The sequence below is a fragment of the Nocardiopsis sp. ATB16-24 genome (assembly GCF_030271535.1).
GTDB lineage: Bacteria > Actinomycetota > Actinomycetes > Streptosporangiales > Streptosporangiaceae > Nocardiopsis.
The window spans coordinates 33925-50562 of record NZ_JASCXJ010000002.1; the positions used below are offsets into that span (position 1 = coordinate 33925).

Consider the following 16638-nt stretch of genomic DNA (forward strand, 5'->3'; position numbering starts at 1 on the left):
AGGTGTGGACGCCTCCGCCTACGCCCGCAGCGAGGTGACCCGCTCGCTGTGCGCCACGGTGTACCTGGACGACCGGTTCCGCCGCCGTGTCATCAGGGAGTTCGTGAAGCACCCGGAGCGGGCGGTGGCACCCTCCCTGGGCTTCGACGTGGTGCCGATCCTGCGCCACGGTCTGCGTGCGCGTCGTCTGGAGACGCAGGCCTCGTTGTGGATCCTGGGTGGGGTGGCGGCACTGCTCCTCCTCGCCGTCCTCCTGCCGATGCTCGCCGACCTCCTGGATTCGGAGAACCTGAGCCGGATCACCGAGGCGTTCGGCAAAGGCATGAGACTGGGACTCCTCCTGCTCCTGGTCTTCGGTCCCCTCACCTGGCTCAGTCGGTTCCTGACCGGGCGAAGGCGCGCCTTCTATCTGCACGACATGGGAGAGAGGGAACAGCGGAAAAGCGTGCTCGCCATGGTGGGCTCCCTGCTCAGGGTGGTCGTGTGGGTGGGCGCGATCGTCCTTGCCCTGGCACTCCTCGCCACTCCGTTCCTCCCGCCCTTCACCGAGTGGTGGCAGTTGACCTCCTCCATTCCGTTCCTCCCGCCCTTCACCGAGTGGTGGCTGTTGATCTTTTTCACGTTCGGTGTGGTCGCCGTCTTCACCGTGCTCACCTGGGTGGTGGCCTGGCACCGCGGGTGGGTGGAGTACGCCCTGGTGGCCGAACTCGGCGAGCAGGGCTTCACCGGTGAGGGGCCGAAGGTCGCCACGAGGTACACCCCGCTCCTGGAGCGGATCGCCCGCGAACAGCACGCGGGAGTGACCGTCTACGACCCCGCCACCCCCTTTCTCGGAGCGGGGAAGGCGCACAAGGCGTGGTCGTTCACCCTGGAACTGCGCGAGGCCGCCGGAGAACAGGCCGCGGTGAAGATCACCGGGCGGCGCATCACCGACATGGTGAAGCGGGAGTTGAAGACCCTGGCCGACTCGGGCACCAGACTGGATCGTCTCAACCGGATGGAGCTCAGCGAGTGCGTGTTCCTGCCCGGGCCGTTGCCCTTCGGATACGGACGGGACGCGCTGCCGACGGGCCACGACGACGTCTCCCGCCAGGTCGGCGAGGCGGTCGAGGAGGGCGCCGAGCAGCGCCGCCACTTCCTCCGTGTTCGCATAGGCGGCTGGGAGGAGCAGGTGGTCACCACCGTCTTCGTCCGGGCCCATCCCCGAGGGAGGACGCTCCTGCTCGAAGTCGCCCCGCACGTACTGACACCGCTCCGTGAGAGGTTTCGCGTCGCGGAGGCGGTCGCCGAGACGAACCTCCTCGCCGCGTCGGGGCCGCAGAGGGTCTTCTCGGCGTTCACCGGCGCACCGACCGTGGCGGTGGTCGCCTGTGCGTCGCTGTTCCAGGCCCTCCTCTCCTGGCTGCGCACACGCGTTCACGGAGCGAGGGCGAGCCGTGTCGAAGCGCCGCTGTTCAGTCTCAGAGAACAGGTGGAGAGCCATGAACTCTCGCTGTTCCAGGAGATGGACGTGGCCCGGTACGTGAAGACCGTGCAGGAGCGGATGGCCAAGGGGGTCCGCGAGGCCCTGGCCGCCGCCGGCTACGAGACCGGCGAGTTCCAACAGCGGATCGTCAATATCAACAGCGGTGGTGTCTTCATCGGAGGCTCGATGTCCGGCGGGGCCATCGCCACGGGAGAGGGCGCGCGGGCCGGCCACGACGAGCGGTCCTCCGCGGGCGAGCACGACGGCGACGAGAACGAAGAGGTGGAACATGGTCGGCGACAACCGTGGTGACCGGGAGCAGGTCTGCGAGGAGAACGCGGGGGTCTACATGGCCGGTTCGATGGCCGGAGGCGCCCTGGCCACGGGGGAGGAGGCCGAGGCCGAGGACAGTAGCAGGAGGGAGGGCGGTCTCAGGGCCGCGGACCCGCCCACGCCGACGACCCGGGTGACCTCGGCCCCTCCCGGACAGGTGGTGATCGGGGGGAACTTCACCGGAGGGGCCATGGCCACCGGGAAGCGCAGCAGGGCGGTGGACAGGTCGGTCCGCGTCGACGACACCGCCGAGTACCGGGGGTTGTTGGAGGGATTGGCCCGCGTCCGCCGGGAGCTCGCCGAACGGGAGCGCACGTTCGAGGTCGATGCGGTCGACGGTGAGTTGGAGAAGGCCGAGAAGGAGATCGCCTCCACCGGCCGGATCGGACGTACGCTCCTGGAGCGTCTGGTGCGCATGTTCAGCGCCGGCGGAAGCATGGTCCTGAGGGGCGTCGAGGGGACGGAACCCCTGTGGGAGATGTTGAGCGGTTTTCTGAAGGCCTCCTCAGGGGCGGCCGAAGAGCCTCGGCTCGACGGGTGAGCGAGGGGAACACGCACATGGTCGCTCCGGGCAAGGCCGAATGGGACGTCCAAGGGCAGCGCTGGAAACAACCCTCGACCGGCGGGCTCCTCACCGGTGAGGGGGGACCTCCTCCCCGGCACCCGTGGGGAAGGCTGCCCGGAGACAGGATTCTGCGCGCCACCGCCGCGACGGTCGCCGCCGTACTCCTGATCGGAGGTCCTGTGCTGACCGTCGCGGACCTGGTACAGGCCTTGAACGAGAAGACGGAGGCGGATTCCACGGAGGAGACGGCACCCGAACGGTACGAGGATCCGGAGGGGTTCGCGCTGTACGTGCCCGAGGGCTGGGACCGTTCCACGGAGGGAACGGAGGCGGGGGTCGCCTATATATCCGACCGCGACGAGCGTTATCTGCTCCAGGTCATGTGGGACGAGAGCCCCCTCGCCCTCCCGAGGCAGATGCTGGAAGAGTGGGTGCGCGGCGGCGGCTCCCGGAAGGACGGGTACGAGGAGATCCGCCTGGAGGAGACGTCCGGCGGGGACGCCGAACTCGAGTACGTCTACGATCACCCGGTCCATGGCCCGAGAAGGGGGATGGTCACCGCCTTCACTCTCGCCGGATCGACCTACATGGTGCTCTCCGTCGGGCCCGAGGAAGACCGTGACGCGATCGCCGAGGTCCACGAGGAGGCGGTGTCGTCCTTCTGCGACGCGGACGGTACGTGCCGGGAGGACGTGTAGGACCTGCCAGGAGGGGAGGGTGTGCCCCGGTCGGTGGTCGTGGACGGTCGATGACCGCCTGACCGGGGCACCGCACCGCCCAGGTCGGCCCTGAGGGAGTTCGCCTGGAAGGACAGAACCCCGAAGCGAGATATGGGTGTCAAGAGGGCAACGAAGGACGGATGAAGTCTCTCTTCTCCTTTTCGGGAAGATTCTGGTCATAGCGCCCAGTCGTCAAGAATAATGTGAGATTCCGGCAAATGATCTCGGGAAATGACCGTGGATCGGCCTGAGTGACGCTGTGAGATCGGTGCCGCCCGAGGATCTGCGATGTCGCCTGGCTTCTTCTCCCATGTTCGGGCGCCCCGAAACCGGGCCGCTTCCCGGTAAGGCGGATGCGGCCACCCGGTCCCACCAGGAGTGGCGCGTCGCCGGGGCTCGGTATGGCCGCCACCCTCGTACGCGGTGGAGAAGAACGCTCGTTCTGGCCTTCCGAAAGAGGTGGAGAACACCTTCGCCGAAGTAAGAGAATTCATGAATAATTCTTCCCGCACGTGCTGGTTCTATTCTTCTCCGGTGCTGTTCTTCTGAACAAATCAGATCCTCATGCCCGGTGATCGCGGTGCTCCCGCGTCACCGTTCCAGGAGACCGATGTGAAGGTGGCCGATTCCGGCCACCTTCTTTTACTGAACGGTCAGCCGATGGCCGGATCCGGACACCGGCCGACCGTCTCGGATCAAGGAGAAGGTGAAAGGGTGAACGGGCACTCGAACTCAGGAGCGCCCGGATCGCCCCCTGCGCGCGTGAACTCCGCCTCACCGTTCACGTGCCATCACGCCTGTTCAGAAGCAGTGCAGAGAGTCGAGAGGCGGGGCCTTCGGGAGGAGGGCGCGACCCGAGGCGCGTGTCGACGACTTTCCACGGAAGGCCACGAGGAAATCACTGTTCGTGTTCGAAGTCGAAAGGTACGGACATCGACAAAGGAAGGGGAAGTGAGGATGACCTGTGGTGACAGCGCGTGTTCCTGGTCTCGGGAAGGTTTCAGGGGCCCCCTTGTCCTGTGTTTGAGGGTGTGAGTGGCGCGCGGCCGTTTCCCAGAGGTGGGAAAAGGGTTCGACGAACGGATCCCGTACAGGGGCTTGATGAAGGAACACGGAGAGTCTAAGTTATTGCATGTACATCAAATGACTTGGTGCGGTTCCTCCTGCCCTGACGAGCGGAGAAGCCGCTCCACGTGACCACCGGGCACCGGTCCTGTGCCGAGGGAGCGACCAGAAGGAGGAGTGGCCATGCATGTGGTCGGAGGCGGTTCCGGGGGGTGGTCCCTGCGCTCGGACCGGATCCTCGAAGCGCGGGACGAAGAGCCGGCCGCTTCGACCGGCCCCGGGTTCGGCGTCTACCGGGCCCTCAAGAGTCCCCGTCTCATCGGTGAGTGCGTCTCCTTGCTCGACCGCGGCGGCGTTGCGGCGCTCGTTCCCGCGTCGGCGGCGGACGGGTACTTCGACCAGGTCGTGCGACAGGTGGCACACTTCGCCGAATCCCGGGACACGGCCGGCGACACGGCGGCAGGGGGAATCCTGGCCCTCCCCACCTCCGGGTCCACGGGATCACCGAAGCTCGTCGCGATTCCCGCCGAGGGGATCGTCCGGTTCATGGAGTGGGGAAAGAGGTATTTCGGCTTCGACGCCTCGACCGTGTCCTTGAGCCTGAGCCCATGGAACTTCGATGTCTCTCTTCTGGACACGTGGGCGGTGCTGGCGGCCGGAGGCACGGTCGTCGCCGCCGACGCGGCCCGGCTCCAGGACACGGACTACCTCAGGCGCTTGGTCTTCGAACATCGTCCCACCTTCCTCCAGACGGTGCCGTCCACACTCGACGCGCTCGTCAAGGCGATCGCGGAGGATGACGTCCAGGAATCGGTCACGGGCCTGGTGCTCACCGGCGGTGTCGCCGCGCAGGTCACTCGCGGCGCCGCCGCGCGGCGGTTCCCCTCGGCCGTGTTCTACAACGTCTACGGCGCGACCGAGGTCAACGACTGCTCGATCCAGGAGCTGTCGGCCCGGGAGTTCGCGGAGGCCGACACGTTGCCGCTGGGAGAGCCGATCACCGGCTGCGACATCGTGTTGGGTCTGCCGGAGGGCGGCCACGTCCCCGTCGACCACGCGGGGGACGCTGAGGGCGAGGTACTGGTGCGCACCCCCTGGATGGCGCTCGGATACCTCATGGACGGGGCCCTGCACCCCTTGCCGGCCGTCGAGGTCGAGGGGCACCGCACTCTCTATCCGATGAAGGATCGCGTTTCGTGCACGGCCGGGCGTTTGACCTACCTCGGGCGGAGAGACCGCACGGTCAAGATCCGGGGGCAGAGGATCGACCTGGACGAAATCGAGCAGGCCGCCCGCCGCACAGGACTGGCCGGAATGGCCTGTGCCTGGATCGGGGAAGAGGGCTCCGACGCGGAACTGCACCTGGCCTACACCACCGCAGAACACGCCCCCCGGCCCGCTTCCGGTCTTCAGGTTCGGATGCAGTTGAGCAGACTGCTTCCATCCTTCGCGATGCCCAACCGTCTTCATCTTTTCGATCGTCCGTTTCCGTTGAACGGGAACGGAAAGCCAGACCTTCCTATGATCAAGAAGCAGACAGAAGGGAAGTAGCCGGTGTCCACTATAAATGAAGTCAAGGACTACATCACCGAGAAGTTCGCAAAGGACATCTCTTCCGAGGACCTGCCTTCCGATATCGATCTCAACGCCACCGGGATCCTTACCAGTGTCAGTACGGTGCAGCTTCTCGGATGGTGTGGTCGTACCTACCGAATCCCGATCAACTCTATTCCCATTGACCCCGACGTTCTGAAGACGCCCGAAGGAATCGCAAAATTCATTGACTCACACCGTGTCGGTGCGGACAAGTAAGGAAAGCAATGGACGAAGAGCAGTGGTCGATGTTCATGAAGGAACTTCGCGGGCCCGGGGAGGAAGAGGAACCGGAGTTACGGAAGGGTTTTTCCCTCGACCTGTGGGGTCGGCTCTCGGAGAGCGGCCTGTTCGCATCCCTTTCGGACATGGGGAGGGACGGAGGAGCCGGCCTCAAGACCGCGGTCAGGCGTGTGCGGGAGCTGGGAAGAACGAGCCCGGACCGAGGACTGACGTTCTCGGCGGTCACCCAGCTCGCCAGCACCGTCTACTGCCTACGCGGGTTCGCGAGCAAGGAACTTCAGGAGCGGTACCTTCCCGCGGCCGAGGCGGGGACCGCCATCGGCGGTCACGCGATCACCGAGGCCGCGGCCGGCTCGGACGTCATGAACATGGCGACCACGGCGACCCTGCGCGGCGACACCTACGTCCTCGACGGGACGAAGCGCTTCATCACCAACGCCCCTGTGGCCTCGACGCTGGTCGTCTACGCCAAGACCGTCGAGGACGGTGAGGAGAAGGGGCTCTCCGCCTTCCTGGTGGAGACGGCGTGGCCCGGTGTGGACACCTCCCGGGCGATGCCCACGGCGGGCCTTCGCAGCTCCCCGATCGGTGAGGTGCTCCTTGAGGAGGTGGAGGTGCCGACCTCCCACAGGATCGGGTACTCCGGTGCCGGTCTCCTCATCCTCGACCAGGTCATGAAACGGGAGATCCTTCTGGCCTTCGCCGGGAACATCGGAGAGATGGAACGGCTGGTGCAGCGGTCGGTCGACCATGTCAACGAACGAGAGCAGTTCGGTACGAGCATCGGAAGCAACCAACTCGTCGCGAACAGGATCGTCGAGTCCCAGATCGCCATCGAACTCGGTGGGGCGCTCATCGAATCCATCGCGGACCGGATCGACGGTTTCGACGAGATGACCATACCGATCGCAGCGGCAAAGATCTTCATAAGCGAGGCGAACGTCGCTTCCGTGCTCAACGCCATACAGGTCCATGGCGGTAACGGATATCTGGAGACCTCGCCTCTTCCGATTGACCTGATGGACGCTCTTCCGGGGGCGATCTACTCCGGTTCGAATGACCTTCTTCGAACGAAGATCGCTACGATGCTGGGGATCGTGAATTAATATGGACAAAAATCGTCTGACGGATTCCACCGAAGTCTTCGACTATCGAGATCCCGCTGTCGAACGTTTCATTGAAAAAGCCGGGTGCTACACCGAGGCGAATGTCGCGAAGGCAGTGGAGAGGCTGCACGACGCAGTACGTGACTCCATCGACTACAACGTCTTCGACGTCCCACTGCACTCTGGTCTCAGCGCGTCCGAGGTCGTCACCGAGGCTTCGGGTTTCTGCCTGCACAAGAGCATCCTGTTCGTCGCCGCCTGCCGCGGCATCGGTGTGCCGGCCATGCTGTGCTCCGATGTGGTGACCAACCACGTCGCCGACGCGGCGATGATCGATCTCGTCGGGGGCGAGGAGTTCCTGCACTGGTACACGCAGATCTACCTCAACGGCAGGTGGATCAAGGCGGCCCCGATCTTCAACGCCCTGCTGTGCACGCTCTACGGCATCGAGGTGCTGCGCTTCAACCCCAACGGCGGCTCCATCGAGCAGCGCAACAGCGAGAGCACGAAGATGGTCTACCAGGGGCGGGCGCGCAGCTACACCGATCCGAAGATGCCCGAGCTGCTCCGGGTCATCCAGGAGAAGCACCCGAAGATGGTGACCGAGTGCGGACGTACGCCGACGTCGCACGCCCTGACCGCCGCGATGACCGCACGATAGGAAGGAGCCGAAGATGTGGAAGTACGACGGATGGGGTTCTGAGTTCAGGCTCGGAGTGGTCACTCCGCATGCCGACATCGGGCCCGAGGCCGAGACGCAGGCCATGCTCTCCGGTGTGTCCGCCACGGTGCACGGCGCGCGTGTCGATTTCGCCCCCATGCACCCCGGGGGGACCATCGACGAGAAGATCGCCCATGACCCCGTGCTGCGATTCGTCCACCCTGACGTGCTCGACCGTACTGTGGAAAGCCTGTCGAGCTCGCCTTTGGACGCCGTCGGTCTGGCCTTCACGAGCTCCTCGTTCAAGATCGGTCCCGAACAGGAGCGGAACCTGCTCGCACGCCTGTCCGGTGTCAGCCACGGAATCAGGTTGGAGACGACCGGAACGGCCGCCGTCTCGGCGATACGGAAGCTCGGTCTGAAGCGCATCGCGGTCATGGCCCCCTCGTGGTTCGACGAGCCCCTGTGCCGGGAGGGTGAGGCGTACTTCGCCGACCAGGAGGTCGACGTCATATCCGTGACGCCGAGCGGACCGGAGGGCGGCCCCCTGGCCATCGGTCCGGCTGCGACCGCCGAGGCGGTGGCGAAGCTCGTCGATCGGACCGGTGCGAGGACGGTGTTCATCACCGGCAACGGGCAACGTGCCATCGGAGCGATCGAACACATCGAGAGCGAGCTCGACATCACGGTGCTGACGGCGAACCAGGTGCTCTTATGGGCCTGCCTGGAGGGCACGGGACTGCGCTCCCGGATCTCGGGCTACGGAAGGCTCTTCACCGAGGGGTGACCGGGAACACTGAGCGTGGTACTGTTACTTGCATGTACATGGAACGTTCGGAGGTGGGGAAGGGCGCGGCGGTCGACGGCCTGAGCACGGCCTGGTTCCGGGTGACGGCACTGGTCGCCGCGGTGGACACGGTGCTGGGCAAGTGGCTGACGGACACGCATGGTATCGGTCTTGCCGACTATCGGGCGGTGCTCCATCTGAGCAGGGCCTCGGACCGGGAGCTTCGGCTCAACGACCTCGCTCGCCGGGTCGGTCTGAACCAGAGCTCCGTGACCCGGCTGGTCGAGCGACTGGAGGGCAAGGGGTTGGCGTTCCGAGACACCTGCCCCGAGGACGGCCGAGGCGTCTACGCGGTGATCACGGACCAGGGAATGGACACCGTCGAGGCGGTCCGTGAACCCTACGAGGCGAAGATCCGTGAACTGCTACAGCACGTGACCGAGGAACACCCGCACCTCGACCGCGGTGATGCGGCGCGCGCGCTCGAGGTGGTCGCGGCGCTCATGCGCTGAGCGCGCCGGTGCGCGTGTGGCTTGGGGGCCCCTTGCGTGCAAATAGTTGCATGTACATGCAGACTTCAGTGGGGTCGGGACAGAGAAGGAGAGCGAGAGAGATGACAACCAAGGTCGAAGTCTTCGTGGACTATGTATGCCCGTTCTGTTTCCTCGTGGAGGATGCGATCGAGGAGCTGCGTCGCCGGCGTGACGTGGAGATCGAGATACGCCCCTTCGAGTTGAGGCCGGATCCCGTCCCCACGCTCAAGCCCGAGGACGACTACCTGCCCCGGGTGTGGAACGCGTCCGTCTATCCCATGGCACGGCGGATGGGCGTGGACATAAAGTTGCCGACGATCTCCCCGCAGCCCCGTAGTGACAAGGCGTTCATGGTCTTGCAGTTGGCCGCGGAACACGGGCTGGGCGAGGCGTACTCCGACGCGATGTTCCGCGCCTTCTTCCAGCAGGACCGCAACATCGGCGAAGACGAGGTCATCATCGACGTCGCCGTGTCCGTGGGACTGGAACGCGCCGACGTCGTCGCCGCCCTGGCCAGCGAGGATCGACGTCGACGTCAGGACGAGGACCAGGAGTTCGCGGTGAAGACCGTCGGGGTCTCGGCGGTCCCCAGTTTCAGGGTCAACGGACGACTCGTACCGGGCGTGCTGGACGCGGAGCACCTCACCCGGCTGGTCGACGAGTCCGTGGCCCGGGAGGCATGACCGTGGGCTTGAGTTCCTCAGAGTTGCGGACGTTCATGGAACAGGCCGTCGAGGCGTGCATCACCCATGTCGACCGTGGCGGCATACCTTTCGTCGGCGTCGTGGTCGACGACACCGGCGTGATCTCGGAGTTCGGCGTCAACAAGGTGAGGGAGACCGGAGACCACAGTGCCCACGCCGAGATCGTGGCGATGAGGGACGCGATGGCCTCCCGCGGGTCGAAGAACCTCAGCGGAACCTCGCTTCTGGCCACCGGGGAGCCCTGCGGTCTGTGCTACCGGTTCGCCATCGAACAGCAGGTCGACGCCGTTTACGTCGCAGTCGACCGTGACGTGGTCGCGGAGTGGGGATTCGACTACCGCGTGAGCTATCCCGCTCTGGGGATCTCCGACGACAAGCTGGAGGGCTTCGCCCACCGGCTCCCCGTGGACCGGGGCATGGAGCCCTTCTCCAGATACCTACAGATCAACACACACTACGGGCGCCCCTCCGTGCGTCCCTGGAAAGGCACATCATGAGCTGGCTCTACCTGGGCATCGCCGTCCTCTTCGAGGTGGCGGTCGGTATCGCGGCGAGCAAGGCACAAGGCTTCACACAGCTGTGGTGGACGATCGGAACCCTCGTCAGTGGTGCGATCGCCACGTTCTTCCTCAGCCTCGCACTGCTGACCTTCGACGTGGGCGTCGGTTACGCCATCTGGACCAGCGTCGCGGGCGTCGGGATCGTCATCGTCGGGGCGCTCTTCCTCGACCAGAGGCTGGACTGGAAGAAGGGCCTCGGCATCGCGGTCGTCATCGGAGGGGTCATCGGACTCCAGCTCAGCGGCGCCGCGTAATCCACAACTCCCAACCTGAAAGGACCAACCTGATGACCACCATCAGAGCGGACAAGACCCAGGACAGCGTCAAAGCCGGAAAAAAGGCGGGCCCCTGGCTGGTTCTACTGCTGGCCGGAGTGTTCGAGGTCGGCTACGCACTCAGCGTGGCGGGCAGTTCGGGATTCACCACTCTCGGATGGTCGGCCTCGGCCTTCGTCTTCTTCCTGCTGACCCTGTTCTGCCTCAGCGTCGCCCTCAAGGCGATCGACGTCGGTATCGGCTATGCCGTGTGGGCCGGTATCGGAGCGGTCGGCGCCGCGGTCTTAGGCCCCGTCTTCTTCGACGAGGTCCTGACCCCGGTGCGCGCCTTCTGGCTGGCCGTCATCATCGGCGGTGTCATCTGGCTCAAGCTCGCCGACAGCCCCAAGTTGCAGGGTTCCTCCACAGGCGCGTGAGCCACCGGGTCAACGCGGTGACCCTGGAGACCGCGTCTTTCGCCCGCGGCGTGCTCTCTCTCGGAGCCGCCGCGGGCGTGGCCGTGAAGGCTGCTGTGGAGAGCGAGTGCCTCCGGCCACGCCGATCCCCGGCCTTCCTCGATTCCACTCGATGTGCCGGTGGCCCCGGTCCCCGAAGCGCGGGGCCGTTCGTGTTTCCCACGCCATCTCCAGGACCAGGTGGCCCGGTATCCCTGCGATGGCCTGGTCATCGGCGGGGTGGTTCGGGACGATCCTGCGCCGGAGAGAGAGGACATCAGGCCGTCGAGAACCGGCATGACACCGGAGAAGACCTCGTGTACGAGGCCGTCCGCGGGGCCCGCATTCGATGCGGGCCCCGCCGTGTCAGTGGCGGCGGTTCTCCGGAAGACGGCAGGAAGGCCTTTCTCGGAAGAGACTCCGCCGGTGAGGGAGAGAGGGGCGGGCGAAGGTCGGCGGGACAGGACGGACCATGGCACACCGGCTTCCCCTTTGTCCGAGTTCGGGAATGAGGGCGTCGCGTGTGCGGAGGAGGCATGTACGGTAAGAAGAAGGAAATATACCGTATGGTAAAGTAATCGGGAAGAATCCTTTGTTCGGACAGTTCTACAGAGGTGCATTTCCGGTAAATAATATGGTTTGCCAAAAGGGGAGGCCTGTGAAAAAGCAAGACAGGGCGATTCGTACTCGTGAAAGACTCCTGGAGTCCGCAGGTGAGGAGTTCGACAAGAACGGATACCTTGCAACTCGGCTGGCGGACATATCTGCTCGCGCCGGAGTGACGCGAGGATCTCTTTACTTTCATTTCGATTCGAAGGCGGATATCGCCGAGGCTCTGGTCATCGACAAATTAGAAACCTGGATTCAGTATATTCCGAAAAGGAGGGAGGAGGGATTCTACGGGATCGAGCTCCTGATGATATTCGCTCACGATCTCGTTGTGGGTTTCCGCGATGACACGTGCAGCAGGGCGGCGATGCGCATCATCAAGAACAGCTCCCATGTCGAGAAGGAGATCCCTTCCCCCTTTCCAATATGGCTGTGCGAGGTCAGTTCCCTGTTGGAGGAAGCCAAAGGGCTTGGGCAACTGAGAGAGAGTGTGGATGTCGATAAGGTTTCCTGGGTCATCGTTGCAGGTATTTTCGGTATCCAGGAGATAGGTGATCAGTTCGAGCAGAGACAGCACATCTGCGAGTATCTGGACTCGATGTGGGTTTATCTTCTCCCAGGTCTCGGGGTGGATGACCCTCTGAAGTGCATCTCCAATGTGATCGCCGCGACCTGACTCCTCTCGGGTGGTGGTCGATGAGACCTCCCCCGCAAACGACCCCAGGGAAACCGCGGGCACCGGCCGTTCAGAGTGTGTTCGGATTCTATGGGCTCGAAAAAACCGGGCTCTCGCCGACAGGACGAGTGCCCGGTGTGTCACCGAGGATCATGAATTCCTCAGTAGGAGGAGAAGGCGTTCGACTCCAGGTTGTGCCTCTCGTGCCCCTTCAGGGGAGGGTTGAATACGCTGATGAGCTCCATGTCCTCTTCTTCTGCTGCGACCAAGATATGAGGATCGTTCTTGTCGAGCGCGTAGAGGACCCCCTTCTCCAGGTCGATCTTCACCTCGCCGTCGACGCTCGTGACATAGCCACTACCAGAAATGCAGTAGCAGGCTTCGAGGTGGTTCCGGTACTCGAGTCTGGACACCGTTCCCGCTCTCACCACGGTGTGTGCGATGGTGAAGCCGAGGTTGTCGTCCTCCACAAGAAGCCTGTCACTCGTGCCATTTCCCCAATCGACGGTCTCAATGGCTTCCCGTGATCGCATGAACATATGTGACCTTCCTATGGCTCTTCTGTTTCTTTGGAAGCTGTTTCAGGTGCTCTTCGGTAGGACCGGATGCCCGTGGTCCTTGGAACCAGAGAAAAGCACCCGGAGAGGAGATCCTCCTGGTCCCGTGTCGGAATGGACACAGGTGGGGGTTCACGTGATTTTGCTGTCTCCCATCGTCGGTCCGACCGTTGGCGCCCCGAATGGTCAATGCATGGAGGAACTCCTCGGTGGTCCTCTGTGAAGAGGGTCGACTGTGTTCAACAAGGCATGTGCTCCTCTTTTCAGGAACAGGAGAAGAACCGCACGCACAGGGGTGTCCCATCGCCGGCTCGACGGGCCGGCGGAGTGGCACCGTATTCCCCCGCCATGTGGGGTCCCGATCCTGGGGGTCTTCCCCCGTCCTTCCACCCTGCCAGGGGTCTCTCCCTTCTATGACCTGGCAGTTCAAGAACATACATTCATGTATGTTTTTTTTGTAGCCGTTGGCCACATGTGGACAGGGGCTTGTGCGAGGGCCGTCGCCGACCACGCCGAAGGCTCCGCGGGACGGGAGAGAACACGAATCGCAAGATCGTCCCCATGACCTCGGCGGCTTGCTTCCGGTGGTGTGGATTTCGACCTCGGGATCTCGCGAAGTCGTGTCCACCGAGAACTCCGGGTGAACGCCGGTTCCACCGATGTGGCCTGGTTTCTTCATCGTCTCGGAACGGTGTACCCGTGAGGACGTGTATTCGCGGTTTCCTGATCCCCGATCAATGGACGGACATGCGCAGGTGGGGTTTCCTGCGTCGACGTCTCGGCGTCGTGTTTCCCACCCACGTGCCATATCGTCGTCGGCGGTCTCACCATCGACCTTTGTCTTCTCCGTGCCATGCGGACGGGGTCCGCGCGTGCCGTCGGTGGCCTCTTTCGGTCACGTCCTCCGGGCCTCGTACGGCGCGTGGGCCGCTCCGTCCCTGTGCTTTCGGGAGGAGCGGGCCTGGCCGGCGCGGGGCCGTTCGCCCGTACGGCCTCCCACGTGGGCGGACGGCCTCCTCGAACCTCCGCGAAGAAAAAGCACTGACTTGCCCCATTTTGTGTGCGTAGCGCCTGTCATCGGTCTACTGTTTTCCCTGTCGTCCCCGGCACCCCGCCTGCGCACCCCCATGGGGTGGGTGCGCATCGGAGGACGCGCTCCCCCGAGAGGGACCCCCATATGCGTAAGACCCTGCGCACCGCCGTCGCCACGGTGATGCTCGCCGCCATTCTCGTTCCCGCGCCCGTCCATGCGGCGTCGACGACGGGGGCGCTGATGATCACCCACGTGCGCCCGAACGCCTCCGGTGCGGACACCGTGAACGGTAAGTCCCGCAACCTCAACGGCGAGTACTTCATCGTCAAGAACGTCACCAACAAGACGGTGAACCTCAGTGGGTACGTTCCGGACATCACCACGAACACCTACGGGCGGAAGTTGCCGTCGTACAAGCTTCCGGCGGGGGCGTCGGTGTACGTCCACACGGGCAGCGGTACCAACCACAAGGACGCCAACGGCAAGCACCACGTGTACCGGGGGTACGCCCGCCACGTGCTGCCGAACGACGGCACGAAGAAGAACCCCGACCTGCGTCTGAAGAAGCCCGGGAGCGCCGACAACAACTCCGCGACCGGGACCATCAGCTCCTGCAACTGGAGCAAGGCCGCCGACGCCAAGACCTACACGTGCTGACCTGAGCGCGGAGGGAGCGCCCCGGGTCCCTGGCGGGTTCCAGTGGTCCTCATGACCTCGGAGATCGATCGGTGGACGCGAGGAACTCGGCGAAGGGTTCGGCCGGCCACCCGACCGAACCCTTCGCGCGGGCGGGAGTCCGCCTCCGGGGACACCGAGCCGTCGGCAGGAGAACGGCCCGGGTGCCGTGTGCGTCCGGGCCGTGGCGCCTGGGGGACATGCTTTCGCCTCGGTATCGACCCTCTCCGGGGCGTACCGCTCAACGGGCCCTGGCGGCGGTCACTTGATCGGACGTTCCGAGGTCTGGAAGCCGAGCAACGTCCACGCGGTCACCGAAGAGCGTGCGACACGGGTACAGAACTTCCTGCCGAACTCCTCGGTCATGAGGTGGATGTACGGAAAGGCCTCGGAAGTCTCGGGATCGTCCATCCGCTCTGCGACCGCCTCAGGGGTCCCCATCGCCTTCACCTCATCACGGAGCCGGGGGAAGAGGGCGTTCCTCTTGTCACCGGCACGCACGGTCTCACCGAGGTGGTGGAGGAAGGTGAATTCGCTGATGAGAACACCGCTTTCCGCCTTACCGTTGGTGACCAGGCGGATCTCGATCTTGTGGAACTCGTCCACGTCCTCCCAGCCCGAACCTCCTGTGAATTGACCGTTGGCGCGCTCGACGTGGGAGACGAGACGGTCCAGCAATGCGTCTTTCATGGGTGGGATCTTCTCTCTCGTGGGCTCTTGGCCGGTCACCTGGATGAATCACCAGGGGTCTCTTCGGTCACTGGCGGTCGGCTTCGAAGCACATCGGACGTTCGGTAGGCGCGGGCCAGGCCTTGGGGCGATCACGACCGGGTGGCCGCGGTGGATTGCGGGGCCGCAGGCGTAGGGCCGATGACACCACCGACCACGGTGTGTGCATTCGTCCTATGTCCCTTCGACGCACGAACGTCGACATCGGTGCCACTGAAGTGATCGACGTTCCGGGCGGGACCGGGCCTTCTGGCGCTCCGCCCCCTGGCCTGCGTCGAGCACGGGAGAACACTGCGGCGTGCCCGGCGCGAAGAGAAGCTCGCGGTGAACCCGACCGACCCTCCCTCGGAGGAACGACGCCCCTGAGGGAACAGCGCGCACACCCCTGAACGGGACCGCCTCGCCACCGCCGGCCCCAGACCCGTTGGCGGTGGGTGCCTCGACCACTCTCGCGGCGTCCTGGACACGGCACTTACTCTGGGGCCATGCCCTACGGACCGCCCCCGCCCCCCGCACCTCCTCCGATCCGCGTTCCCACCTTCGCGAAGATCGCGATCGGGTGCGGATGCCTGGTCGTGCTGGCCGGTGTGGGGTTCGTGCTTCTGCTGGCCTACGGCATCGTGGCCGGGGCGTCCCACACATGACCGTTCCTTCCGCGTCCCGGAAGGACACCAAGGGACCAGAGGCGGGACGAAAGAAGCCGCCCGCCCTTGTCTCCCAGGTCGGGGGGCTTCTGCGCCCGCGCTCTCGCTTGGAGAAGACGTTTTCGGCTGCTCGAACCGTGGTGCCGAGCGGAACGTACGTCTATGCCCGAATCAGGTTGAGGCTAGATGATTCAGACTGATGGGGTGGCGAAGATGACAGTGGAGGACATCGGAGCGCGGATCGAGCGCGCCCGGCAGGCGGCAGGTATGAGTCGGCGTGCTCTCGCTGACGCCACGGGTATCTCCCAGTCCACCCTGTCTCGGATCATCTCCGGGGACCGGGCGGCGAAGATGCCCGAAATCGTGGCGATTACATGGGAGACCGGGCACACGGTCGCCCAGCTCACCGGGATCGGGGTGGTGTCCGAGCGTGTGCAGTGCGCGGCCCGCGCCACCGACGACTCCGACCGGGCTGGTACGCGCCAGGCGCTGTTGGACTTCCTGGAACTGGACGCCTACCTGGACGACCAGGCCGTCATCGCCACGATCTGAGGCCGCGGGCGAAACGTGAGTGCTGAAGCCGAAGGCCGCACTGTCGCCGAACGCGCTGGTTGAGGAGGCCGGTCTGCTGACGCTCTGCCTTTGCGTTCGGCCCTTCCACGCGACCCACTT

Annotated in this window: 19 protein-coding genes; 17 read left to right on the forward strand and 2 right to left on the reverse strand. The window is 64.7% G+C overall.

The features are described 5' to 3' along the window. Window positions 1-4 precede the first annotated feature (4 nt). From PFX91_RS02180 to PFX91_RS02245, 14 genes are all read left to right on the forward strand, one after another. Window positions 5-1777 (forward strand): AbeC-like domain-containing protein, encoded by a 1773-nt coding sequence (locus PFX91_RS02180; RefSeq protein WP_285729020.1) that lies wholly within the window; start codon window positions 5-7, stop codon window positions 1775-1777. Continuing rightward, window positions 1755-2339 (forward strand): hypothetical protein, encoded by a 585-nt coding sequence (locus PFX91_RS02185; protein WP_285729021.1) that lies wholly within the window; start codon window positions 1755-1757, stop codon window positions 2337-2339. Before PFX91_RS02180 ends, PFX91_RS02185 begins: the two co-directional genes overlap by 23 nt. Further along, entirely contained in the window at window positions 2336-3061 is a 726-nt protein-coding gene (locus PFX91_RS02190) for a serine/threonine kinase C-terminal domain-containing protein (RefSeq protein WP_285729023.1), read from the forward strand. Before PFX91_RS02185 ends, PFX91_RS02190 begins: the two co-directional genes overlap by 4 nt. Window positions 3062-4330: 1269 nt before the next feature. Continuing rightward, a complete protein-coding gene (locus PFX91_RS02195; protein ID WP_285729024.1) occupies window positions 4331-5698 on the forward strand; it encodes an AMP-binding protein in 1368 nt (455 codons plus the stop codon). Between the two features lie 3 nt (window positions 5699-5701). Then, on the forward strand, window positions 5702-5959 hold the full coding sequence (locus PFX91_RS02200) for an acyl carrier protein (protein ID WP_285729026.1): 258 nt from the start codon (window positions 5702-5704) through the stop codon (window positions 5957-5959). 149 nt (window positions 5960-6108) lie between these two features. Next, a complete protein-coding gene (locus tag PFX91_RS02205; RefSeq protein ID WP_285729027.1) occupies window positions 6109-7089 on the forward strand; it encodes an acyl-CoA dehydrogenase family protein in 981 nt (326 codons plus the stop codon). 1 nt (window position 7090) lies between these two features. Next, window positions 7091-7750 carry a transglutaminase-like domain-containing protein gene (locus tag PFX91_RS02210; protein WP_285729028.1) on the forward strand — a complete coding sequence of 220 codons (660 nt, stop codon included), beginning with the start codon at window positions 7091-7093 and terminating at the stop codon, window positions 7748-7750. A 13-nt stretch (window positions 7751-7763) separates the two neighbouring features. After that, window positions 7764-8537, forward strand: a complete 774-nt coding sequence (locus PFX91_RS02215; protein ID WP_285729029.1) for a maleate cis-trans isomerase family protein — start codon at window positions 7764-7766, stop codon at window positions 8535-8537. A gap of 32 nt (window positions 8538-8569) precedes the next feature. Beyond that, the gene (locus PFX91_RS02220) at window positions 8570-9049 is read left to right on the forward strand and encodes a MarR family winged helix-turn-helix transcriptional regulator (protein WP_285729031.1); all 480 of its coding nucleotides are present in this window, start codon (window positions 8570-8572) and stop codon (window positions 9047-9049) included. A gap of 101 nt (window positions 9050-9150) precedes the next feature. After that, a complete protein-coding gene (locus tag PFX91_RS02225) occupies window positions 9151-9753 on the forward strand; it encodes a DsbA family oxidoreductase (RefSeq protein WP_285729033.1) in 603 nt (200 codons plus the stop codon). Beyond that, window positions 9750-10271 carry a deaminase gene (locus tag PFX91_RS02230; RefSeq protein WP_285729035.1) on the forward strand — a complete coding sequence of 174 codons (522 nt, stop codon included), beginning with the start codon at window positions 9750-9752 and terminating at the stop codon, window positions 10269-10271. The genes PFX91_RS02225 and PFX91_RS02230 overlap by 4 nt, the downstream gene beginning before the upstream one ends. Next, on the forward strand, window positions 10268-10588 hold the full coding sequence (locus PFX91_RS02235) for a DMT family transporter (protein ID WP_285729037.1): 321 nt from the start codon (window positions 10268-10270) through the stop codon (window positions 10586-10588). The genes PFX91_RS02230 and PFX91_RS02235 overlap by 4 nt, the downstream gene beginning before the upstream one ends. A 32-nt stretch (window positions 10589-10620) precedes the next feature. Further along, entirely contained in the window at window positions 10621-11025 is a 405-nt protein-coding gene (locus PFX91_RS02240; RefSeq protein ID WP_285729039.1) for a DMT family transporter, read from the forward strand. 676 nt (window positions 11026-11701) lie between these two features. Further along, complete coding sequence (locus tag PFX91_RS02245; protein WP_285729040.1) at window positions 11702-12328, forward strand: ScbR family autoregulator-binding transcription factor; 627 nt, start codon at window positions 11702-11704, stop codon at window positions 12326-12328. Between the two features lie 161 nt (window positions 12329-12489). On the opposite strand, the gene PFX91_RS02250 is transcribed toward PFX91_RS02245, so the two are convergent. Beyond that, the gene (locus PFX91_RS02250; protein ID WP_285729042.1) at window positions 12490-12861 is read right to left on the reverse strand and encodes an ectoine synthase; all 372 of its coding nucleotides are present in this window, start codon (window positions 12859-12861) and stop codon (window positions 12490-12492) included. Window positions 12862-14062: 1201 nt separating this feature from the next. Between PFX91_RS02250 and PFX91_RS02255 the strand changes: the two genes are divergently transcribed. After that, on the forward strand, window positions 14063-14575 hold the full coding sequence (locus PFX91_RS02255) for a lamin tail domain-containing protein (RefSeq protein WP_285729043.1): 513 nt from the start codon (window positions 14063-14065) through the stop codon (window positions 14573-14575). Window positions 14576-14854: 279 nt separating this feature from the next. Here PFX91_RS02255 and PFX91_RS02260 read toward each other — a convergent pair whose 3' ends face one another. After that, the gene (locus PFX91_RS02260; protein ID WP_285729044.1) at window positions 14855-15283 is read right to left on the reverse strand and encodes a hypothetical protein; all 429 of its coding nucleotides are present in this window, start codon (window positions 15281-15283) and stop codon (window positions 14855-14857) included. Between the two features lie 524 nt (window positions 15284-15807). On the opposite strand from PFX91_RS02260, the gene PFX91_RS02265 reads away from it, so the two are divergent. Together PFX91_RS02265 and PFX91_RS02270 are read left to right on the forward strand one after the other, a co-directional pair. After that, a complete protein-coding gene (locus tag PFX91_RS02265) occupies window positions 15808-15966 on the forward strand; it encodes a hypothetical protein (RefSeq protein WP_285729045.1) in 159 nt (52 codons plus the stop codon). A gap of 213 nt (window positions 15967-16179) precedes the next feature. Continuing rightward, a complete protein-coding gene (locus PFX91_RS02270) occupies window positions 16180-16518 on the forward strand; it encodes a helix-turn-helix domain-containing protein (protein ID WP_285729528.1) in 339 nt (112 codons plus the stop codon). Window positions 16519-16638 lie beyond the last annotated feature (120 nt).

Bases quoted from the DNA above. Each gene is read 5' to 3' on its own strand.
- PFX91_RS02220 (WP_285729031.1), top strand. From the start codon at position 8,570: ATGTACATGGAACGTTCGGAGGTGGGGAAGGGCGCGGCGGTCGACGGC.
- PFX91_RS02185 (WP_285729021.1), top strand. From the start codon at position 1,755: ATGGTCGGCGACAACCGTGGTGACCGGGAGCAGGTCTGCGAGGAGAAC.
- PFX91_RS02210 (WP_285729028.1), top strand. From the start codon at position 7,091: ATGGACAAAAATCGTCTGACGGATTCCACCGAAGTCTTCGACTATCGA.
- PFX91_RS02255 (WP_285729043.1), top strand. From the start codon at position 14,063: ATGCGTAAGACCCTGCGCACCGCCGTCGCCACGGTGATGCTCGCCGCC.
- PFX91_RS02240 (WP_285729039.1), top strand. From the start codon at position 10,621: ATGACCACCATCAGAGCGGACAAGACCCAGGACAGCGTCAAAGCCGGA.
- PFX91_RS02205 (WP_285729027.1), top strand. From the start codon at position 6,109: ATGGGGAGGGACGGAGGAGCCGGCCTCAAGACCGCGGTCAGGCGTGTG.
- PFX91_RS02195 (WP_285729024.1), top strand. From the start codon at position 4,331: ATGCATGTGGTCGGAGGCGGTTCCGGGGGGTGGTCCCTGCGCTCGGAC.
- PFX91_RS02250 (WP_285729042.1), bottom strand. From the start codon at position 12,861: ATGCGATCACGGGAAGCCATTGAGACCGTCGATTGGGGAAATGGCACG.
- PFX91_RS02230 (WP_285729035.1), top strand. From the start codon at position 9,750: ATGACCGTGGGCTTGAGTTCCTCAGAGTTGCGGACGTTCATGGAACAG.
- PFX91_RS02270 (WP_285729528.1), top strand. From the start codon at position 16,180: ATGACAGTGGAGGACATCGGAGCGCGGATCGAGCGCGCCCGGCAGGCG.
- PFX91_RS02225 (WP_285729033.1), top strand. From the start codon at position 9,151: ATGACAACCAAGGTCGAAGTCTTCGTGGACTATGTATGCCCGTTCTGT.
- PFX91_RS02265 (WP_285729045.1), top strand. From the start codon at position 15,808: ATGCCCTACGGACCGCCCCCGCCCCCCGCACCTCCTCCGATCCGCGTT.
- PFX91_RS02235 (WP_285729037.1), top strand. From the start codon at position 10,268: ATGAGCTGGCTCTACCTGGGCATCGCCGTCCTCTTCGAGGTGGCGGTC.
- PFX91_RS02260 (WP_285729044.1), bottom strand. From the start codon at position 15,283: ATGAAAGACGCATTGCTGGACCGTCTCGTCTCCCACGTCGAGCGCGCC.
- PFX91_RS02215 (WP_285729029.1), top strand. From the start codon at position 7,764: ATGTGGAAGTACGACGGATGGGGTTCTGAGTTCAGGCTCGGAGTGGTC.